Annotated in this window: 15 protein-coding genes; 4 read left to right on the top strand and 11 right to left on the bottom strand. The window is 64.8% G+C overall.

What is annotated here, in order from left to right; genetic code table 11:
- Window positions 1–95: 95 nt before the first annotated feature.
- The 3 genes from EN853_RS25385 to EN853_RS25395 all read right to left on the bottom strand — a co-directional run bounded on the left by EN853_RS25385 (window position 96) and on the right by EN853_RS25395 (window position 2,498).
- Complete coding sequence (locus tag EN853_RS25385) at window positions 96–662, bottom strand: TIGR02281 family clan AA aspartic protease (RefSeq protein WP_127859286.1); 567 nt, start codon at window positions 660–662, stop codon at window positions 96–98.
- Between the two features lie 105 nt (window positions 663–767).
- Entirely contained in the window at window positions 768–1,397 is a 630-nt protein-coding gene (gene upp / locus EN853_RS25390; RefSeq protein ID WP_067002624.1) for a uracil phosphoribosyltransferase, read from the bottom strand.
- A gap of 126 nt (window positions 1,398–1,523) precedes the next feature.
- Window positions 1,524–2,498 (bottom strand): adenosine deaminase, encoded by a 975-nt coding sequence (locus tag EN853_RS25395; RefSeq protein ID WP_127859285.1) that lies wholly within the window; start codon window positions 2,496–2,498, stop codon window positions 1,524–1,526.
- Between the two features lie 168 nt (window positions 2,499–2,666).
- Between EN853_RS25395 and ubiE the strand changes: the two genes are divergently transcribed.
- The 3 genes from ubiE to coaBC all read left to right on the top strand — a co-directional run bounded on the left by ubiE (window position 2,667) and on the right by coaBC (window position 6,607).
- The gene (ubiE, locus tag EN853_RS25400) at window positions 2,667–3,443 is read left to right on the top strand and encodes a bifunctional demethylmenaquinone methyltransferase/2-methoxy-6-polyprenyl-1,4-benzoquinol methylase UbiE (protein WP_127859284.1); all 777 of its coding nucleotides are present in this window, start codon (window positions 2,667–2,669) and stop codon (window positions 3,441–3,443) included.
- Between the two features lie 43 nt (window positions 3,444–3,486).
- On the top strand, window positions 3,487–5,061 hold the full coding sequence (gene ubiB / locus EN853_RS25405; protein ID WP_127859283.1) for a 2-polyprenylphenol 6-hydroxylase: 1,575 nt from the start codon (window positions 3,487–3,489) through the stop codon (window positions 5,059–5,061).
- 73 nt (window positions 5,062–5,134) lie between these two features.
- Window positions 5,135–6,607: a bifunctional phosphopantothenoylcysteine decarboxylase/phosphopantothenate--cysteine ligase CoaBC gene (gene coaBC, locus EN853_RS25410; RefSeq protein ID WP_210234810.1), complete on the top strand. Its 1,473-nt coding sequence runs from the start codon at window positions 5,135–5,137 to the stop codon at window positions 6,605–6,607.
- 10 nt (window positions 6,608–6,617) lie between these two features.
- Here the strand turns inward: coaBC and EN853_RS25415 are convergent, their stop codons facing one another.
- The 8 genes from EN853_RS25415 to EN853_RS25450 form a co-directional block, all read right to left on the bottom strand.
- Entirely contained in the window at window positions 6,618–6,983 is a 366-nt protein-coding gene (locus tag EN853_RS25415; RefSeq protein WP_127859282.1) for a VOC family protein, read from the bottom strand.
- 82 nt (window positions 6,984–7,065) lie between these two features.
- A complete protein-coding gene (locus EN853_RS25420) occupies window positions 7,066–8,514 on the bottom strand; it encodes an MFS transporter (protein ID WP_127859281.1) in 1,449 nt (482 codons plus the stop codon).
- 236 nt (window positions 8,515–8,750) lie between these two features.
- Window positions 8,751–9,224 carry a DUF992 domain-containing protein gene (locus tag EN853_RS25425; RefSeq protein WP_127859280.1) on the bottom strand — a complete coding sequence of 158 codons (474 nt, stop codon included), beginning with the start codon at window positions 9,222–9,224 and terminating at the stop codon, window positions 8,751–8,753.
- 216 nt (window positions 9,225–9,440) lie between these two features.
- Window positions 9,441–10,292 carry a tetratricopeptide repeat protein gene (locus EN853_RS25430; protein ID WP_127859279.1) on the bottom strand — a complete coding sequence of 284 codons (852 nt, stop codon included), beginning with the start codon at window positions 10,290–10,292 and terminating at the stop codon, window positions 9,441–9,443.
- 135 nt (window positions 10,293–10,427) lie between these two features.
- Window positions 10,428–10,691, bottom strand: coding sequence for a 30S ribosomal protein S21 (rpsU, locus tag EN853_RS25435; protein WP_126058367.1), 264 nt, complete (start codon window positions 10,689–10,691; stop codon window positions 10,428–10,430).
- A gap of 178 nt (window positions 10,692–10,869) precedes the next feature.
- A complete protein-coding gene (locus tag EN853_RS25440) occupies window positions 10,870–11,256 on the bottom strand; it encodes an SET domain-containing protein-lysine N-methyltransferase (RefSeq protein ID WP_127859278.1) in 387 nt (128 codons plus the stop codon).
- A gap of 110 nt (window positions 11,257–11,366) precedes the next feature.
- The gene (locus EN853_RS25445; RefSeq protein ID WP_127859277.1) at window positions 11,367–12,125 is read right to left on the bottom strand and encodes an SDR family oxidoreductase; all 759 of its coding nucleotides are present in this window, start codon (window positions 12,123–12,125) and stop codon (window positions 11,367–11,369) included.
- A gap of 96 nt (window positions 12,126–12,221) precedes the next feature.
- Window positions 12,222–12,593 carry a DUF2568 domain-containing protein gene (locus EN853_RS25450; RefSeq protein WP_245517184.1) on the bottom strand — a complete coding sequence of 124 codons (372 nt, stop codon included), beginning with the start codon at window positions 12,591–12,593 and terminating at the stop codon, window positions 12,222–12,224.
- A gap of 204 nt (window positions 12,594–12,797) precedes the next feature.
- On the opposite strand from EN853_RS25450, the gene EN853_RS25455 reads away from it, so the two are divergent.
- Complete coding sequence (locus EN853_RS25455; RefSeq protein ID WP_127859276.1) at window positions 12,798–14,051, top strand: sarcosine oxidase subunit beta; 1,254 nt, start codon at window positions 12,798–12,800, stop codon at window positions 14,049–14,051.
- Window positions 14,052–14,124: the final 73 nt, after the last annotated feature.

Consider the following 14,124-nt stretch of genomic DNA (forward strand, 5'->3'; position numbering starts at 1 on the left):
GACTGCTCTTGTCCTGACCCCTAGATCAAAGAAATAGAGCATGACGTCGTCCGAAAACCGCTTCACACTTTTCGGCATCATGCTCCAGGTCCAACCTACTGCACGAGCAGCAGCGCGCCGTTCTGGACCTCGTATTTCTGCAGCCGCTGCAGGAAGCTCATGCCGATCAGATTGGTTTGCAGCGACCGGTCGTCGAGCACCACAGCCTGGACGTTGTCGACCGAGATCTTGCCGATCTGCAGGCGCTCGACCGTCACCACCGCGGCCTTGATGGCGCCGTTCGCGGTGTTCACCTGACGATTGAAATCCGACTGGTTGAGCGAGATGCCGATCCGTCGCGCGGTCGACGTGTTGATGGCGACCAGCGTCGCGCCGGTGTCGATCATGCCGTCGATCTGGCGGCCGTTGAGCTTGAAGGCGGAGGTGAAATGGCCGCGTTCGTCGGCATTGACCAACACCTGGCGGCCAAGCGGCATCGGCGCTGCCGGCTTGGCCTGAACCGAGGCGAGGTTGACGTCCGGTCGCGCCTCCGGCGCCGCCGGCTTGGCAGCAACGGCCGATTTCAGAAGGCTTTCGACCATCTGCGGGTTCGACTGATAGACGATCGGGATCGATGCCGAGCTTCCGACAAAGACGCCAAGGAGGAGAAGCTTGCGCAGCATGGATCGACCTTCGTGAAGGTCCAATCCCTACGCCGACATGGTGTTTTCAGCTTTAACGGGCGCCGGCCCCGTGGTCTTTGCGTAAACGATCGGTAAAGAAGGCGCTCACTTGGTCCCGTACATGCGGTCGCCGGCGTCACCGAGGCCGGGCATGATATAGCCCTTGTCGTTCAGCTGGCGGTCGATCGAGGCGGTGAAGATCGGGACATCCGGATGCGCCTTGGTGAAGCGTTCGATGCCTTCGGGCGCCGCCAGCAGACACAGGAAGCGGATGTTGGTGGCGCCGCGCCCTTTCAGCTTGTCGATCGCCGCGATCGCGGAATTGGCGGTCGCCAGCATCGGGTCGACGACGATCACCAGACGGTCGGCAAGGTCGCTCGGGGCCTTGAAGAAATACTCGATCGCCTCGAGCGTCTCGTGGTCGCGGTAGAGGCCGATATGCGCCACGCGCGCCGCCGGCACCAGGTCGAGCAGGCCTTCGAGCAGGCCGTTGCCGGCACGCAGCACGGAAGCGAAGACCAGCTTCTTGCCTTCCAGCGTCGGCGCTTCCATCTCCTCGATCGGCGTCTCGATGGTGGTGGTGGTCAGTTCGAGATTGCGGGTGACCTCGTAGCCCAAAAGCAGCGAGATCTCGCGCAGCAGCCGCCGGAAGCCGGCTGTCGAAGTCTCCTTCTTGCGCATGATGGTCAGCTTGTGCTGGACGAGGGGGTGGTCGACGACGGTGACGCCCTGCATCGTTTTCTCCTGTGGTTCCGGCTTGCTGAAGCGACCCTAGCGGCATTGCGCCGGCCAAGGAACCGCCCGCCGCCATCCACCACAGCTTTTGCCAGGAATCCAGCGAAAGAAATCCAGACGAAGAAATCAGCGCCCGCCGCCGTTGAGGCGGGCAAGAAGCGCCGCCCTGGTCTTCCGGTCCACGAAGGCCGCCTCGATGGCCGTTCTGGTGACGGCCGTGAGCGCCTTGTCGTCCATCGCGAAATGCTCGGCGGCGATGTCGTATTCGCGCTTCAGCGAGGTCCAGAAATAGGGCGGATCGTCGGAGTTGAGCGTCACCTTGCAGCCGGCCGCGCGCAGCGCCGGAAAGGGATGGTCGGCGAAGCTGTCGAACACTTTGAGGGCGATGTTGGAGCCGGGGCAGCATTCCAGCACCACGCCCTCGGCGGCGATGCGGCGAACGAGGTCGGGGTTCTCGATGGCGCGCACGCCGTGGCCGATGCGGGAGGGGCGGATATGGTCGAGCGCTGCCTTCACACTTTCCCAGCCCATCAGCTCGCCGGCATGGATGGTGATGCCAAGGCCCGCCTCGCGCGCGATCTCGAAGGCCCGCACATAATCCTCGAAATCGCCGACGCGCTCGTCGCCGGCAACGCCGAAGCCGGTCACAAGCGGATGGCCGCAGCGCGCCGCGAAGCGCGCCGCCTGCTCGATCGCCTCGACGCCGACATGACGCACGCCGGTGACGATCATGCGCCCCTCGATGCCGGTCCTGGCCTTGGCGCGGGCCATGCCTTCGCCCAGCGCATCCGTATAGGCCTTGGGCGAGAGGCCGGCCTTCTTGGCATGATCCGGCGAGGTGAAGATCTCGGAATAGATGGCGCCATCGCGGGCGAGACTGGTCAGGTAGTGATCGGTCAGGCGGGCATAGTCCTCCTCGGTGCGAAACAGATCGGAGGCGAAGTCGTAGGCAGCGAGGAAAGAGGTGAAATCGTGCCAGACGAAGGAGCCGTTCTGGATATAGGGCGAGGGGTCCATGCCATATTTGCGGGCCTGGCTGACGACAAGGTCGGGCGCCGCTGCCCCTTCAATGTGGCAGTGCAGTTCGGCTTTCAAAATCATGCGGGCATCCCGTCCGGTATTTTGTCCTTGCGCCGATTGCGGGCGGAAAATCATGCGAGAGCCTGCCCGAACCCGTCTCCAAGGCGCGGCCGAAAACCGCGCCCTGGACAATAGCGCCGGCCCCATCGATCGGCTATGGTCCCGCCGGTTTTATGGCGGATCAAAATAATGTCAGTTGAGAGAACCACGGCTGCGGGCGGCATGGAAACCTCCTATGGTTTCAGGAAGGTGGGGGCAGGCGACAAGCAGTCCCTCGTCAACGACGTCTTCCACAAGGTGGCCAATCGGTACGATCTCATGAACGATCTGATGTCGGGCGGGTTGCACCGGCTGTGGAAGGACGCGATGGTCGCATGGCTCAACCCACCGAAGCGGCCCGGCTGGAAGGTGCTCGACGTCGCCGGCGGCACGGGCGACATCGCCTTCCGCATCATCGAGGCAAGCCACCGCCACGCGCACGCAACCGTGCTCGACATCAACGGCTCGATGCTCGAAGTCGGCCGCGACAGGGCCGATAAGAAAGGCCTCTCGGAAAACACCGTTTTCGTCGAGGCCAATGCCGAGGCGCTGCCCTTCGAAGACGACAGTTTCGACGCCTATACGATCGCGTTCGGCATCCGCAACGTGCCGCGCATCGATGTGGCGCTGAGCGAGGCTTTTCGCGTGCTGAAGCGCGGCGGGCGCTTCCTGTGCCTCGAATTCTCCGAGGTCGACATGCCGCTGCTCGACAGGGTCTACGAGGCCTGGTCCTTCAACGCCATCCCCAAAATCGGCAAGGCGGTGACAGGCGACGGCGAACCCTATTCCTACCTGGTCGAATCGATCCGCAAATTCCCCAACCAGCAGAATTTCGCTTCCATGATCACCCGCGCGGGCTTCGATCGCGTCACTTTCCGCAACTACTCCGGCGGTATCGCGGCACTTCATTCGGGCTGGAAGCTTTGAGGCCGGAAACCTTGAAGCAGGAAGCTTTGAAGCAGGGCGGGCGATGACCAGCGTCGGCGCCGCCTTCCGGCTCGCCAGGGCCGGCTGGGTGCTGGTCCGGGAGGGCGTGGTCGCGGCGCTGCCCGGCGAAGAGCTTTCCGGCATGCCGAAGCTCGGCTGGAGGCTGGCGCGCGTGCTTACCCGCCGCCGCGCAAGGAGCCATCAACGCGGCGACCGGCTGGCGCAGGCCGTGGTGCGGCTGGGGCCGTCCTACGTCAAGCTCGGCCAGTTCCTGGCGACGCGACCCGACGTCGTCGGCAACGACATGGCGCTCGACCTCGCCCTGCTGCAGGACAAGATGCACACCTTCCCGAAGGCCGAGGCGATCGCGGCGATCGAGGCCTCGCTCGGGCGCAAGATCGACGATCTCTATGCCAGCCTTGGCGAGCCCGTGGCCGCCGCCTCGATCGCCCAGGTGCACACCGCCGAAGTCATTCGCGAAGGGATAGTGTCACGGGTGGCCGTCAAGGTGATCCGCCCCGGTGTACGCCGCCACTTCTTCCACGACCTCGAGAGCTATTTCCTCGCCGCCCGCCTGCAGGAGAAATACATCCCCTCGTCGCGCCGCCTGCGGCCGATCGAGGTGACCGAGACGCTGGCGCAGACAACCAGGATCGAGATGGATATGCGGCTCGAGGCGGCCGCGTTTTCCGAACTCGGCGAGAATACCAAGGACGATCCGGGCTTTCGGGTGCCCGCGGTCGACTGGGAACGAACCGGCCGTGACGTCATCACCATGGAGTGGATCGACGGCATCAAGATGAACGATCTGGCCGGCCTTGCCGCCGCCGGCCAAGACCTCAAGGCCATTGCCGCCAATCTGATCCAGTCGTTCCTCAGACACACGCTGCGCGACGGGTTCTTCCATGCCGACATGCATCCGGGCAATCTGTTCGTCGAAGCGGACGGCACGATCGTTGCCGTCGATCTCGGCATCGCCGGGCGGCTCGGCAAGAAGGAGCGGCGCTTCCTGGCCGAGATCCTCTACGGCTTCATCGTGCGCGACTATCGGCGCGTCGCCGAGGTGCATTTCGAGGCCGGCTACGTGCCGCGCCAGCACAATGTCTCGGCTTTCGCGCAGGCGATCCGCGCCATCGGCGAGCCGATCCACGGCCAGTCGGCCGAGACCATCTCGATGGCGAAGCTTTTGACGCTGCTGTTCGAGGTCACCGAGCTTTTCGACATGGCGACGCGGCCGGAACTGATCCTGTTGCAGAAGACCATGGTCGTGGTCGAAGGGGTTGCCCGCACGCTCGATCCCGCCTTCAACATGTGGAAGACCTCCGAGCCTGTGGTGAGCGAGTGGATCGCCGGCAATCTCGGGCCGCGCGGCCTGCTCTCCGACGCACGCGATGCCAGCAGGGCGCTGGTGGCGCTGGCAAGGCAGGCGCCGGATATTGCCACCCGCACCGAGCGATTGTCGCGTGAGATCGACCTGATGGCCGAACATGGCCTGCGCTTCGACGAGGCGACCGCGCGCGCCATCGGCAAGGCCGAAGCCCGCCACACCCGCTCCGGCCGCATTGCGCTTTGGGTGATCGCGCTGACGCTTGTCTACATCGCGTGGCGGACCTTCTGACTGCTTCCCGCCTTGTCGCTGTTTGATTGCATTGCTATCATTGCTGGCGCAATTTTGAAGCGGATGCAATCAGATGGCCAGCATCACGATTCGTAACCTTGGCGACGAGGTCAAGGATCTGCTCCGGCAACTGGCGGCCGAAAACGGCTGCTCGATGGAGGAGCAGGCGCGGATAATGATCCGTGCGGCGGTTGAAGGCCGGGCCAGCCAGTTCGACCGCATCGGTCAGATCGAGAGGACGCTGCGCGCGCTGACCGGCCCCGCCACGCAAGCGGCGCCCGCCTCTGCCGGATCGAGCAAGCCGGCAATTCGAGGAACGCTCTCGGGCAAGCGCGTCCTGCTCATCATCGGCGGCGGCATCGCCGCCTACAAGTCGCTCGACCTGATACGGCGCCTGCGCGAGCGGGGTGCTTCGGTGCGGGTCGTGATGACCGCTGCCGCGCAGGAATTCGTCACCACGCTGTCGGCCGGCGCGCTCTCCGCCGACCACGTCTTCACCGACCTGTTCGACCGCAGCGACGAGCACGATGTCGGTCATATCCGGCTATCGCGCGAGGCCGACCTGCTGGTCGTGGCACCGGCCACAGCCGACCTGATGGCCAAGCTCGCCAACGGCCACGCCAACGACCTCGCCTCGACTGTGCTTTTGGCCACCGACAAGAAGGTGCTGATGGCGCCGGCGATGAATCCGAAAATGTGGTCGCATCCGGCGACGCGCCGCAACCGGGCGACGCTGCAGAAGGACGGCATCGCCTTTGTCGGTCCAGCCAGGGGCGAGATGGCGGAAAGCAACGAGACCGGCGAGGGCCGCATGGCCGAGCCGCTGGAGATCGTCGCGGCCATCGAGGCCATGCTGGACGAGAAGCCGAAGCCGCTTTCGGGCCGCAGGATCATCGTCACCTCGGGGCCGACGCATGAGCCGATCGATCCTGTGCGCTACATCGCCAACCGCTCCTCCGGCAAGCAGGGCCATGCGATCGCGGCCGCACTGGCGAAACTCGGCGCCGATGTCCGGCTCGTGTCCGGCCCGGTCAACATCGCCGACCCGGCCGGGGTCACGACCACGCATGTCGAAACCGCGGCCGAGATGAAGGATGCGGTCGAAAACCTCTTGCCGGCGGACGCGGCGGTGTTCGTGGCCGCGGTCGCCGACTGGCGGACCGCGAACGCGGCCGGCGAGAAGATCAAGAAGGTGGCGGGTGAGGGGCCGCCCTCGCTCAAGATGGTCGAGAATCCTGACATCCTGGCCGGCGTCGGCCATCATTTGAAGCGGCCGGGTCTCGTCGTCGGCTTCGCCGCCGAGACACAGGATCTCATCAGCAATGCCGAGGCGAAGCTGAAGAAAAAGGGCGCCGACTTCATCGTCGCCAACGACGTCTCGCATGAGAGCGGCATCGGCCCGTCGGGCGTGATGGGCGGCGACCGCAACAAGGTCCGCATCGTCTCCAGGACCGGCGTCGAGGAATGGCCTGAGATGGGCAAGGACGAGGTGGCGGCGCGTCTCGCCGCCCTGATCGCCGAGCGGCTGCAGACAATTGTCGTCTGATCGTTGCGGCTCAGGCTTCCTCAAAGAGTTCGATGCAGTTTCCGGAAGGGTCCTGGATCACGAGCTGGGAGCCGCCGGGACCGGTCCTGAGCGGGACCCGTATCTTGCAACCTGCTGCTTCGATATCCGCCAGCTTGGATCTCAAGTCTTCGGTGAGGACGACTATTCTGTTCCAGCCCCCCGGCGAAGGCGTCTCGCCCTCGACTGTCGGTTGTGCGGCCGATGAACGTGGACCGGCAAGCCAGAGCGTCAGCTCGCCGCGCCTGACGATGGCCATTGCCGGCCCATATTGCGTTATCAGCTCGAATGCGAGGACGTCCCTGTAGAATTCGATCGCTTCCTGAACGTCTCGGACAAAGTACCTTACGGCGGACATCGGCCCTCCTTGCTCGGCTGCGGGATCGCTTTCGACACTATACCGGATGTGTTCGAAGCGAAGCAGCCTGACCGTGCCGATGTCAGCCGATTGCTTCGAGGGGGCGATCAGCCGGCCCCCAGATCCTCAAAGCCCCGATACAACCGACAATCCCGAGCGGCACGAAGGCGAGGAACAGCCAGCCGGCGACATCCGCGGCGGCTTCGCGGTTGAGACCTTCCGAGAAGCCGCTGGCGTTGGCCACGATGCCGGCAAGCGCCGCGCCCACCGCGTACCCGATGCGCTGCATGGTCGGCACGGCGGCCGAGGCGATCGTCTGCTCGCCGTCGCGGGCCGAAGCGACGATGACGCGCGTGAGGAACGGCCAGCAAACGCCGAAGCCGCCGCCCTGCAGCAGGGCGCAGAGCAGGATCAGCGGGATCGATCCCACAGGAATCGCATAGGCAAAGCCGGCGAGACCGGAGGCGATCATCAGCGCGCCAATGACGATGATCATGCGTTCACGCTCCAACGGCGCATTGGCGATGAGGATCGACAGGATCGACCAGGCGATCGATTCGGCGGCGATGATGTAGCCAGTGGTCAGTATCGGAATGTCGTGCAGCTCGGTCAGGAGCAGTGGCCCGTAGATGGTGAAGGTGCAGGTGGCCACCGAGAACGCCGCGACCATGGTCATGCCGCTGCCAAGCGGCGAGCGCCATGAGAACAATGGCGACGGGAAGAGGCGCGAGCGGGGCCTGAGAGCGTCGATGCGGAAGAACAGCGCCAGGCCGATCAGGCCGAGGGCCAGGAGCAGCGACGAACGCAACAGGGCAACATTGATGCCGGCAGCGGCGATCAGCACGACGCTGACGGCGAGGCAGGCGAGCGCTGGATAGGGAAAGGGCGGCGCCGTGCCGCCGACTGCCTGCGGCTTCGTTGCCTCGGGCGTGTCGAGTACGATGAAGCTCGCCAACGCCATCGCCGCGCCGCCGAACGTGAAGGCGCCGAAGGCCCAGCGCCACGACAGGAACTCGGTCATGAGCGCGCCGAGCATCGGCCCGCTGAAGGCGGCGACGCCCCAGATCGCCGACATGATGCCGAAGAGCAGCGGCCAGATGTTGCGTTGAAACAGGCGCTCGACCGAGACGAAGGCGAGCGACACGAGCGCGCCGCCGCCAAGTCCCTCGACTAGGCGCCCGACAAGGAACAGCGGCATGGCAGGGGCCGTGGCGCAGATCAGCGCGCCCGCCGCGTAGAGCAGGGCGGCGACCATCATGTTGGAGCGCAGCGCGACATAGCTGACCAGCCGGCCGGCCGCGGCACCCGCGACAATGGCGCCGAGCTCGTAGACCGCCAGCGACCAGCCAACCAGCTGCACGCCCGCCAGCTCGCCGACCATGGCCGGCATCACCGTCGCCACCATCGTCTCGTTGGTGGCATGCAGCAGGATGCCGAGGCTGATAAAGCAGAAGCGCGCCAGATCGCCGCTCGCCCATAGCGCCCGCCAGTCCACTTTGTTGCTGACCTTGTTGCTGCCTGCTGCCGTCACGTCGATCTCCCTGATGCCATTCGCAGCCTCATCCGCTTTTCGAACGAAGCGCCAGATCCAGTTCGGCAGGGCTTGTAGAACCTCAAGGGCAGTTGAGCTCAAGAGGCTTTCTTCAGCGATCTCCGACTGGGCAGAGGCGCGAATGCACACAGGCGGTCAGGGCGCCAAAAGGAATGCGGCCCGGAACGAGTGTCCCGGGCCGCATCGGTCTACTTAGAACGACTGATTGAAAGGCTTCACTTGTAGGAGTGGACGAGATCCAGCGAGGCCACCGCGACGGCCAGATTGACGCCGGTCTGTGCCTGGACGCTGAGCGGCTCGAGCATGAAGGCGCCGTTCAGGCCGCCGACCAGGAGATTGGCGCCGCCGCCGGTCACGACGCTCGCCTCGGCGTTGACGCCGTAGTAGCTGCCGGCAAGATCGCCCGCATCATGGCTGCGCGTGGCGGCAAGCACCGCCCAGACCAGCTGGCCCTGGTGCGTCTGGCCGACATCGACGCCGAGCTTGGAGATCATCCCGGTGTACTGCTCGGACGGCCCATGATGATAGGGACGGAAGGTGCAGGACACGCCCTTGTTTGAGGCTATGACATAGCCGACGCCGCCGTCGATGGTGCAGTCCAGCGTACCGAGTCGGAGCACGCCGGCGCTGACGGGGGAGGCGAGGACCGTGGTGGCAAGCGCCGCGGCACAAACAAGCTTGTTGATCATCGGGGAGGTCCCTTTCGCAAAATTCGAAAACTAGCCTCGATTTAACGATCGAGGTGCGCGGAGCGTTCCGCCCAAAACTTGGCGCGAACATGGCAATCGCAGGCGCATTGCGCCCCGCGGTTAACGGACCGCTATCGGCGTGCCAGAACGGCAACGCTACCCGGCAGTGGTATCACCAAGCGAAAGTCGCGCAACGCGCGGGGGCGCCAGCGCCGATCAGCTGGCGCCGGTGGAGGTGCGGGATAGGCCGTCCTTGGCCGGCTGGTAGTTCGGATTGAGGTGGATCGCCTCGCGGTAGGACTTGGCCGCCCTCACCTTGTCGCCGCGGCGCTCATAGATGAGCGCCTGATTGGCCCAGGCCTCGGCATTCTTGCCATCGAGCTTGATGGCCATGTTGAAGTCGGCGAAGGCGTTGTCCTCGTCGCCCGTCGCCAGATAGGAGAGGCCGCGGCCGTTGTAGGGCTCAGCGGCGTCCGGCGCCAGCGAGATCGCGGTCGAGAAGTCCTCGATGGCGAATTTGTGCTGGCCCTGGCTCTGATAGATCAGGCCGCGATTGTGGTAGGCGCGGGCGTCGGTCGTGTCGAGCTGGATCGCCTTCTGGAAATCGTTGAAGGCATCCTGGGTGCGGCCCGCCTTGCGGTACAGATTGCCGCGGCCGATATAGGCGGCGTCGTAATTGGCGTTGATCTGGATCGAGCGGTTGTAGTCGGCAAGCGCCGCCTGCTGGTCGCCGAGAAAACGCTGGATCAGCGCCCGGTTCGAATAGGCCTGGTAGAAGTTCGGATTGAGCTGGATGGCGGTGTCGAAATCCTTGAGCGCCGCCTGGTACTGGCCGCCGCGGCCATAGGCCGAACCGCGCACATTGTAGCCCTCGGGGTCCTGGGGATTGCGCTGGATGACCGCCGACAGCGAGGAGATGTTCTCGCTCGAGCCTTGCGCCTTGTCGACGTTGTTGAACTCGCCCGTCGGCGCCGTCTGGCATGCTGCAAGCGTCAGGCCCGAAAGCAGGGCCGCCGTCAGGGCGAAGCCGCGAAAAGCGGTTCTGCGCTCCACGGAAATTGCGTTCATTTTTGTCCTCACTGCCGCAGCGCCGTCAGTCCGTTCCCTCTCCGAACCGGCTCCCATGCATAAACAAAAAGGTGGCGGCGATTCCACATCGCGCCACCCTCGGTATCCTTCGAAAAGGACGAAAAATTGGCGTAATCAGCGCGGCGAACGCGCAGCGCCAGCGGCGCCAGCCGGAGCCGGGCGCGGGGTCATCGGCAGCAGGCCTTCACGCTGGGCGCGCTTGCGGGCCAGCTTGCGGGCGCGGCGAACGGCTTCCGCCTTCTCGCGGGCGCGCTTCTCGGACGGCTTCTCGTAGTGACCGCGCATCTTCATTTCACGGAAAATGCCTTCGCGCTGCATCTTCTTCTTCAGCGCGCGAAGCGCCTGATCAACATTGTTGTCGCGGACGAGTACCTGCACGTGCAATCCTGTCTTCGGGTTTGAAATCAACAGGCTAACGACCATAGCCGCTATGCCTCCGCGGCGGGTTGCACCGCGAATTGTGGCGGCTGATAGCAGAATCAGGCCGTCCTGTCCACCGTTGATTGCAGGAAACCGCGATCAAAAACCGAAGCGCCGGGTCTCGCCTGCCCGGGCTTTAGGCCGTCGCCAGATGGAGACGGGCGAAATCCTCAAAGAACTCGCCGTAGTCGCAGGTGATTTCCTCGCCGGCGGCGATGTCCCGGGTCGCGGTGGCACCGCCATATTGGGAGAAATCCGTGTTCGGCCGCTCGGCATGGTTCATGAAGCGGCCATTGTCGACCTCATAGACCATGAAGCCGGGCTTGTCCGGGCTCGGATAGGCATAGCGGTCGAGCAATTCCTTGAGATGCGGCGGCGCCGCCTCGTATTTCTCCATCGGGATCAGCCGGTCGAAATCCGGGTCGAGCCGCCAGATCGACGCACCCTTCCTGATCGGCTCGGCGGCGAATACGCCAACGCCTTCGATAGCGCTCTGGGCGACATAGGTTCTGATCAGCAGCATGGTTCCGGTCCGTCTCCGACGGGAAAACCAAAATCGCCAAATCGAACCCGAAAGCAAGGTCGTGGTGAAAGATTTCACCGGATTGGCATGTTTCCCGTCCGTCGGACGGATCACGTCCGATTGATCGAGACGCCACCGTCGGCAAACAGCGCCGTGCCGGTGGTGAAGCTCGAGGCGTCGGAGGCCAGGTAGAGCGCCGAGCGGGCGATCTCCTCCGGCTGCGCCATGCGCTTCAGCGCGTGGATGCCCTCGACGAAGGCGCGAGCCTCTGGCGTGGTGGTCGTAGCGCCAGGCGTGTCGGTGCCGCCGGGCAGCAGCGCGTTGACACGCAGTCCCTTCGGACCGTACTCGGCTGCCAGCACCTGCGTCAGCCCGATCAGGCCCGCCTTGGCCGCGGCATAGGCCGCCATGCCCGGCATCCCGGCGGTGTAGCCGACGAAGCTCGAGGTGAAGATCAGCGACCCGCCGCCGCGCTTGAGCATTGCGGGTATCTGGTGCCTGGCGGCGAGATAGGCGCTGGTCAGGTTGGTGTCCATCGTCTCGTGCCAAGTCGCCGGCGCCATCTCGGGCAGAGGCGCCATGAAGCCGACGGCGCCGGCATTGTTGAAGGCGATGTCTAGGCCGCCGAACCTCGCGACGGCGAGCTCGACCAGGGCCTTGGCATAGGCTTCGTCCCTGACATCGCCGGCAAGTGCCGCCGCGGTGCCGCCGGCCGCCTCGATTTCGGTGACGAGGGCGTCGAGTTCAGCCTGGCGGCGCGCCGCGACGACGAGGCTGGCACCGTGCTCGGCGAACAGCTTGGCGGTGGCGCGGCCGATGCCGGAACTGGCGCCGGTGACGATGGCAATCTTGGCTGTGAGTGCGAACATTTTCGTCATCCTTCCTCTGTACCGGGCTTGCCGGCGGTGGTCGCAAATGCTCATGGTTGCGACCACCCGAAAGCTGCGCAAGGCGCAAGGGCTCAACTACTGTTTTAGAAGCCAACCGAGGCGATCGAGCGAAAATGCGTAGCTCACGACGATCAAGAGGGCGACGACGATGGCCGTGGTCTTGTATCCGGCCGCATGGAACCCGACCGCGCCACCGAACAGGATCACCAGTTCCAGCACCAGCCGCACCGCGCCAGGGATCGGAACCGGCGCACGCCCCGACCGGCTGGGATCGTTTGGAACCGCGAAGGGTCCCCACAGTGTCGCCGCGACGAGTGGCACGGCCGGCGCGGCGACCCAGCGCCAAACTTCGCCAGAAAGACCCCAGCCGGCTATGCCGAGGCCAAGCAAGGCGGCAAGCTCAAGAAAAAATCGCAATGTCAGATTCCACCCGGCGTTACCCAACATCGTCCCCCGAATTGTTGGACGTCAGCGATAGTGGTCGAAGACAGCCCCATCAACCAGCCCGGGTACCTCTTTTTCGCGACGGCGCAAAACGGCAAGCGCCGTCGCAAACAGTGCAAGGATGGCGGCGCGGTTTCGCTAGTGATACACCTCGCGCGCCGGGAAGGCCCCGGCCGATATCCGCGATTTTTTGGGCGAGGCTGGAACGTGAAGAAATACTCGGTATTCGCCATTGCCCGCGAGGCCATGCGCGGCCACAAGGGCTGGGAAGAGCAGTGGACCTCGCCGGAGCCGAAGAAGGAATACGACGTCATCATCGTCGGCGCCGGTGGCCACGGCCTGGCCACCGCCTATTATCTGGCGACCGAGCACGGCATCACCAATGTCGCTGTGCTGGAAAAGGGGTGGCTCGGCGGCGGCAACACCGGCCGCAACACCACGATCATCCGCTCCAACTATCTCTATGACGAGAGCGCCGGCATCTACGACCATGCACTGAAGCTGTGGGACGGGCTCAGCCAGGAGCTCAACTACAACGTCATGTATTCGGCGCGCGGCGTCATGATGCTCGCGCACAACGTCCACGACGTCCAGGTGTTCAAGCGCCACATCCATGCCAACCGGCTCAACGGCATCGACAATGAATGGCTGACGCCGGAGCAGGCGAAGGAATTCTGCCCGCCGCTCAACATCGCCAAGGAGGCGCGCTATCCGGTGATGGGCGCAGCGCTCCAGAGGCGCGGCGGCACGGCGCGCCACGATGCGGTTGCTTGGGGTTATGCCCGCGGCGCGTCGGCGCGCGGCGTGCATATCATCCAGAACTGCGAGGTCACCGGCATCAAGCGCGCGGCCAATGGCGCGGTCGCCGGCGTCGAGACGTCGCGCAGCTTTATCGGCGCCAAGAAGATCGGCGTCGTCGCCGCCGGCCATTCCTCGGTGATCATGAACATGGCCGGCGTGCGCATGCCGCTCGAAAGCTATCCGCTGCAGGCGTTGGTGTCGGAGCCGGTCAAGCCGGTGGTGCCCTGCGTGGTGATGTCGAACACAGTGCATGCCTACATCTCGCAGTCCGACAAGGGCGAGTTGGTCATCGGCGCCGGCACCGACCAGTATGTCTCCTATTCGCAGACCGGCGGCCTGCACATCCTGCAGCACACGCTCGACGCCATCTGCGAGATGTTCCCGATCTTCACCCGCATGAAGATGCTGCGTTCCTGGGGCGGCATCGTCGATGTCACGCCCGACCGCTCGCCGATCTTGGCCAAGACGCCGGTCAAGGGCCTGTATGTCAACTGCGGCTGGGGCACGGGCGGCTTCAAGGCGACACCGGGCTCGGGCAACGTCTTTGCCCACACCATCGCCAGGGACGACCCGCATCCGATCAACGCGCCCTTCACCCTCGAGCGCTTCCGCACCGGACGTCTCATCGACGAGGCAGCGGCGGCGGCGGTGGCGCACTGATGGTGACGTTTGCCCAGAGGCTTTGCGATCAACCGGCCGGCGCCCGCGTCGGTCATGGCGAATTGTAGGATCG

It is taken from the genome of Mesorhizobium sp. M1C.F.Ca.ET.210.01.1.1 (assembly GCF_004791585.1).
Lineage (GTDB): Bacteria > Pseudomonadota > Alphaproteobacteria > Rhizobiales > Rhizobiaceae > Mesorhizobium.

Bases quoted from the DNA above. Each gene is read 5' to 3' on its own strand.
- EN853_RS25385 (WP_127859286.1), bottom strand. From the start codon at position 662: ATGCTGCGCAAGCTTCTCCTCCTTGGCGTCTTTGTCGGAAGCTCGGCA.
- upp (WP_067002624.1), bottom strand. From the start codon at position 1,397: ATGCAGGGCGTCACCGTCGTCGACCACCCCCTCGTCCAGCACAAGCTG.
- EN853_RS25395 (WP_127859285.1), bottom strand. From the start codon at position 2,498: ATGATTTTGAAAGCCGAACTGCACTGCCACATTGAAGGGGCAGCGGCG.
- ubiE (WP_127859284.1), top strand. From the start codon at position 2,667: ATGTCAGTTGAGAGAACCACGGCTGCGGGCGGCATGGAAACCTCCTAT.
- ubiB (WP_127859283.1), top strand. From the start codon at position 3,487: ATGACCAGCGTCGGCGCCGCCTTCCGGCTCGCCAGGGCCGGCTGGGTG.
- coaBC (WP_210234810.1), top strand. From the start codon at position 5,135: ATGGCCAGCATCACGATTCGTAACCTTGGCGACGAGGTCAAGGATCTG.
- EN853_RS25415 (WP_127859282.1), bottom strand. From the start codon at position 6,983: ATGTCCGCCGTAAGGTACTTTGTCCGAGACGTTCAGGAAGCGATCGAA.
- EN853_RS25425 (WP_127859280.1), bottom strand. From the start codon at position 9,224: ATGATCAACAAGCTTGTTTGTGCCGCGGCGCTTGCCACCACGGTCCTC.
- EN853_RS25430 (WP_127859279.1), bottom strand. From the start codon at position 10,292: ATGAACGCAATTTCCGTGGAGCGCAGAACCGCTTTTCGCGGCTTCGCC.
- EN853_RS25440 (WP_127859278.1), bottom strand. From the start codon at position 11,256: ATGCTGCTGATCAGAACCTATGTCGCCCAGAGCGCTATCGAAGGCGTT.
- EN853_RS25445 (WP_127859277.1), bottom strand. From the start codon at position 12,125: ATGTTCGCACTCACAGCCAAGATTGCCATCGTCACCGGCGCCAGTTCC.
- EN853_RS25450 (WP_245517184.1), bottom strand. From the start codon at position 12,593: ATGTTGGGTAACGCCGGGTGGAATCTGACATTGCGATTTTTTCTTGAG.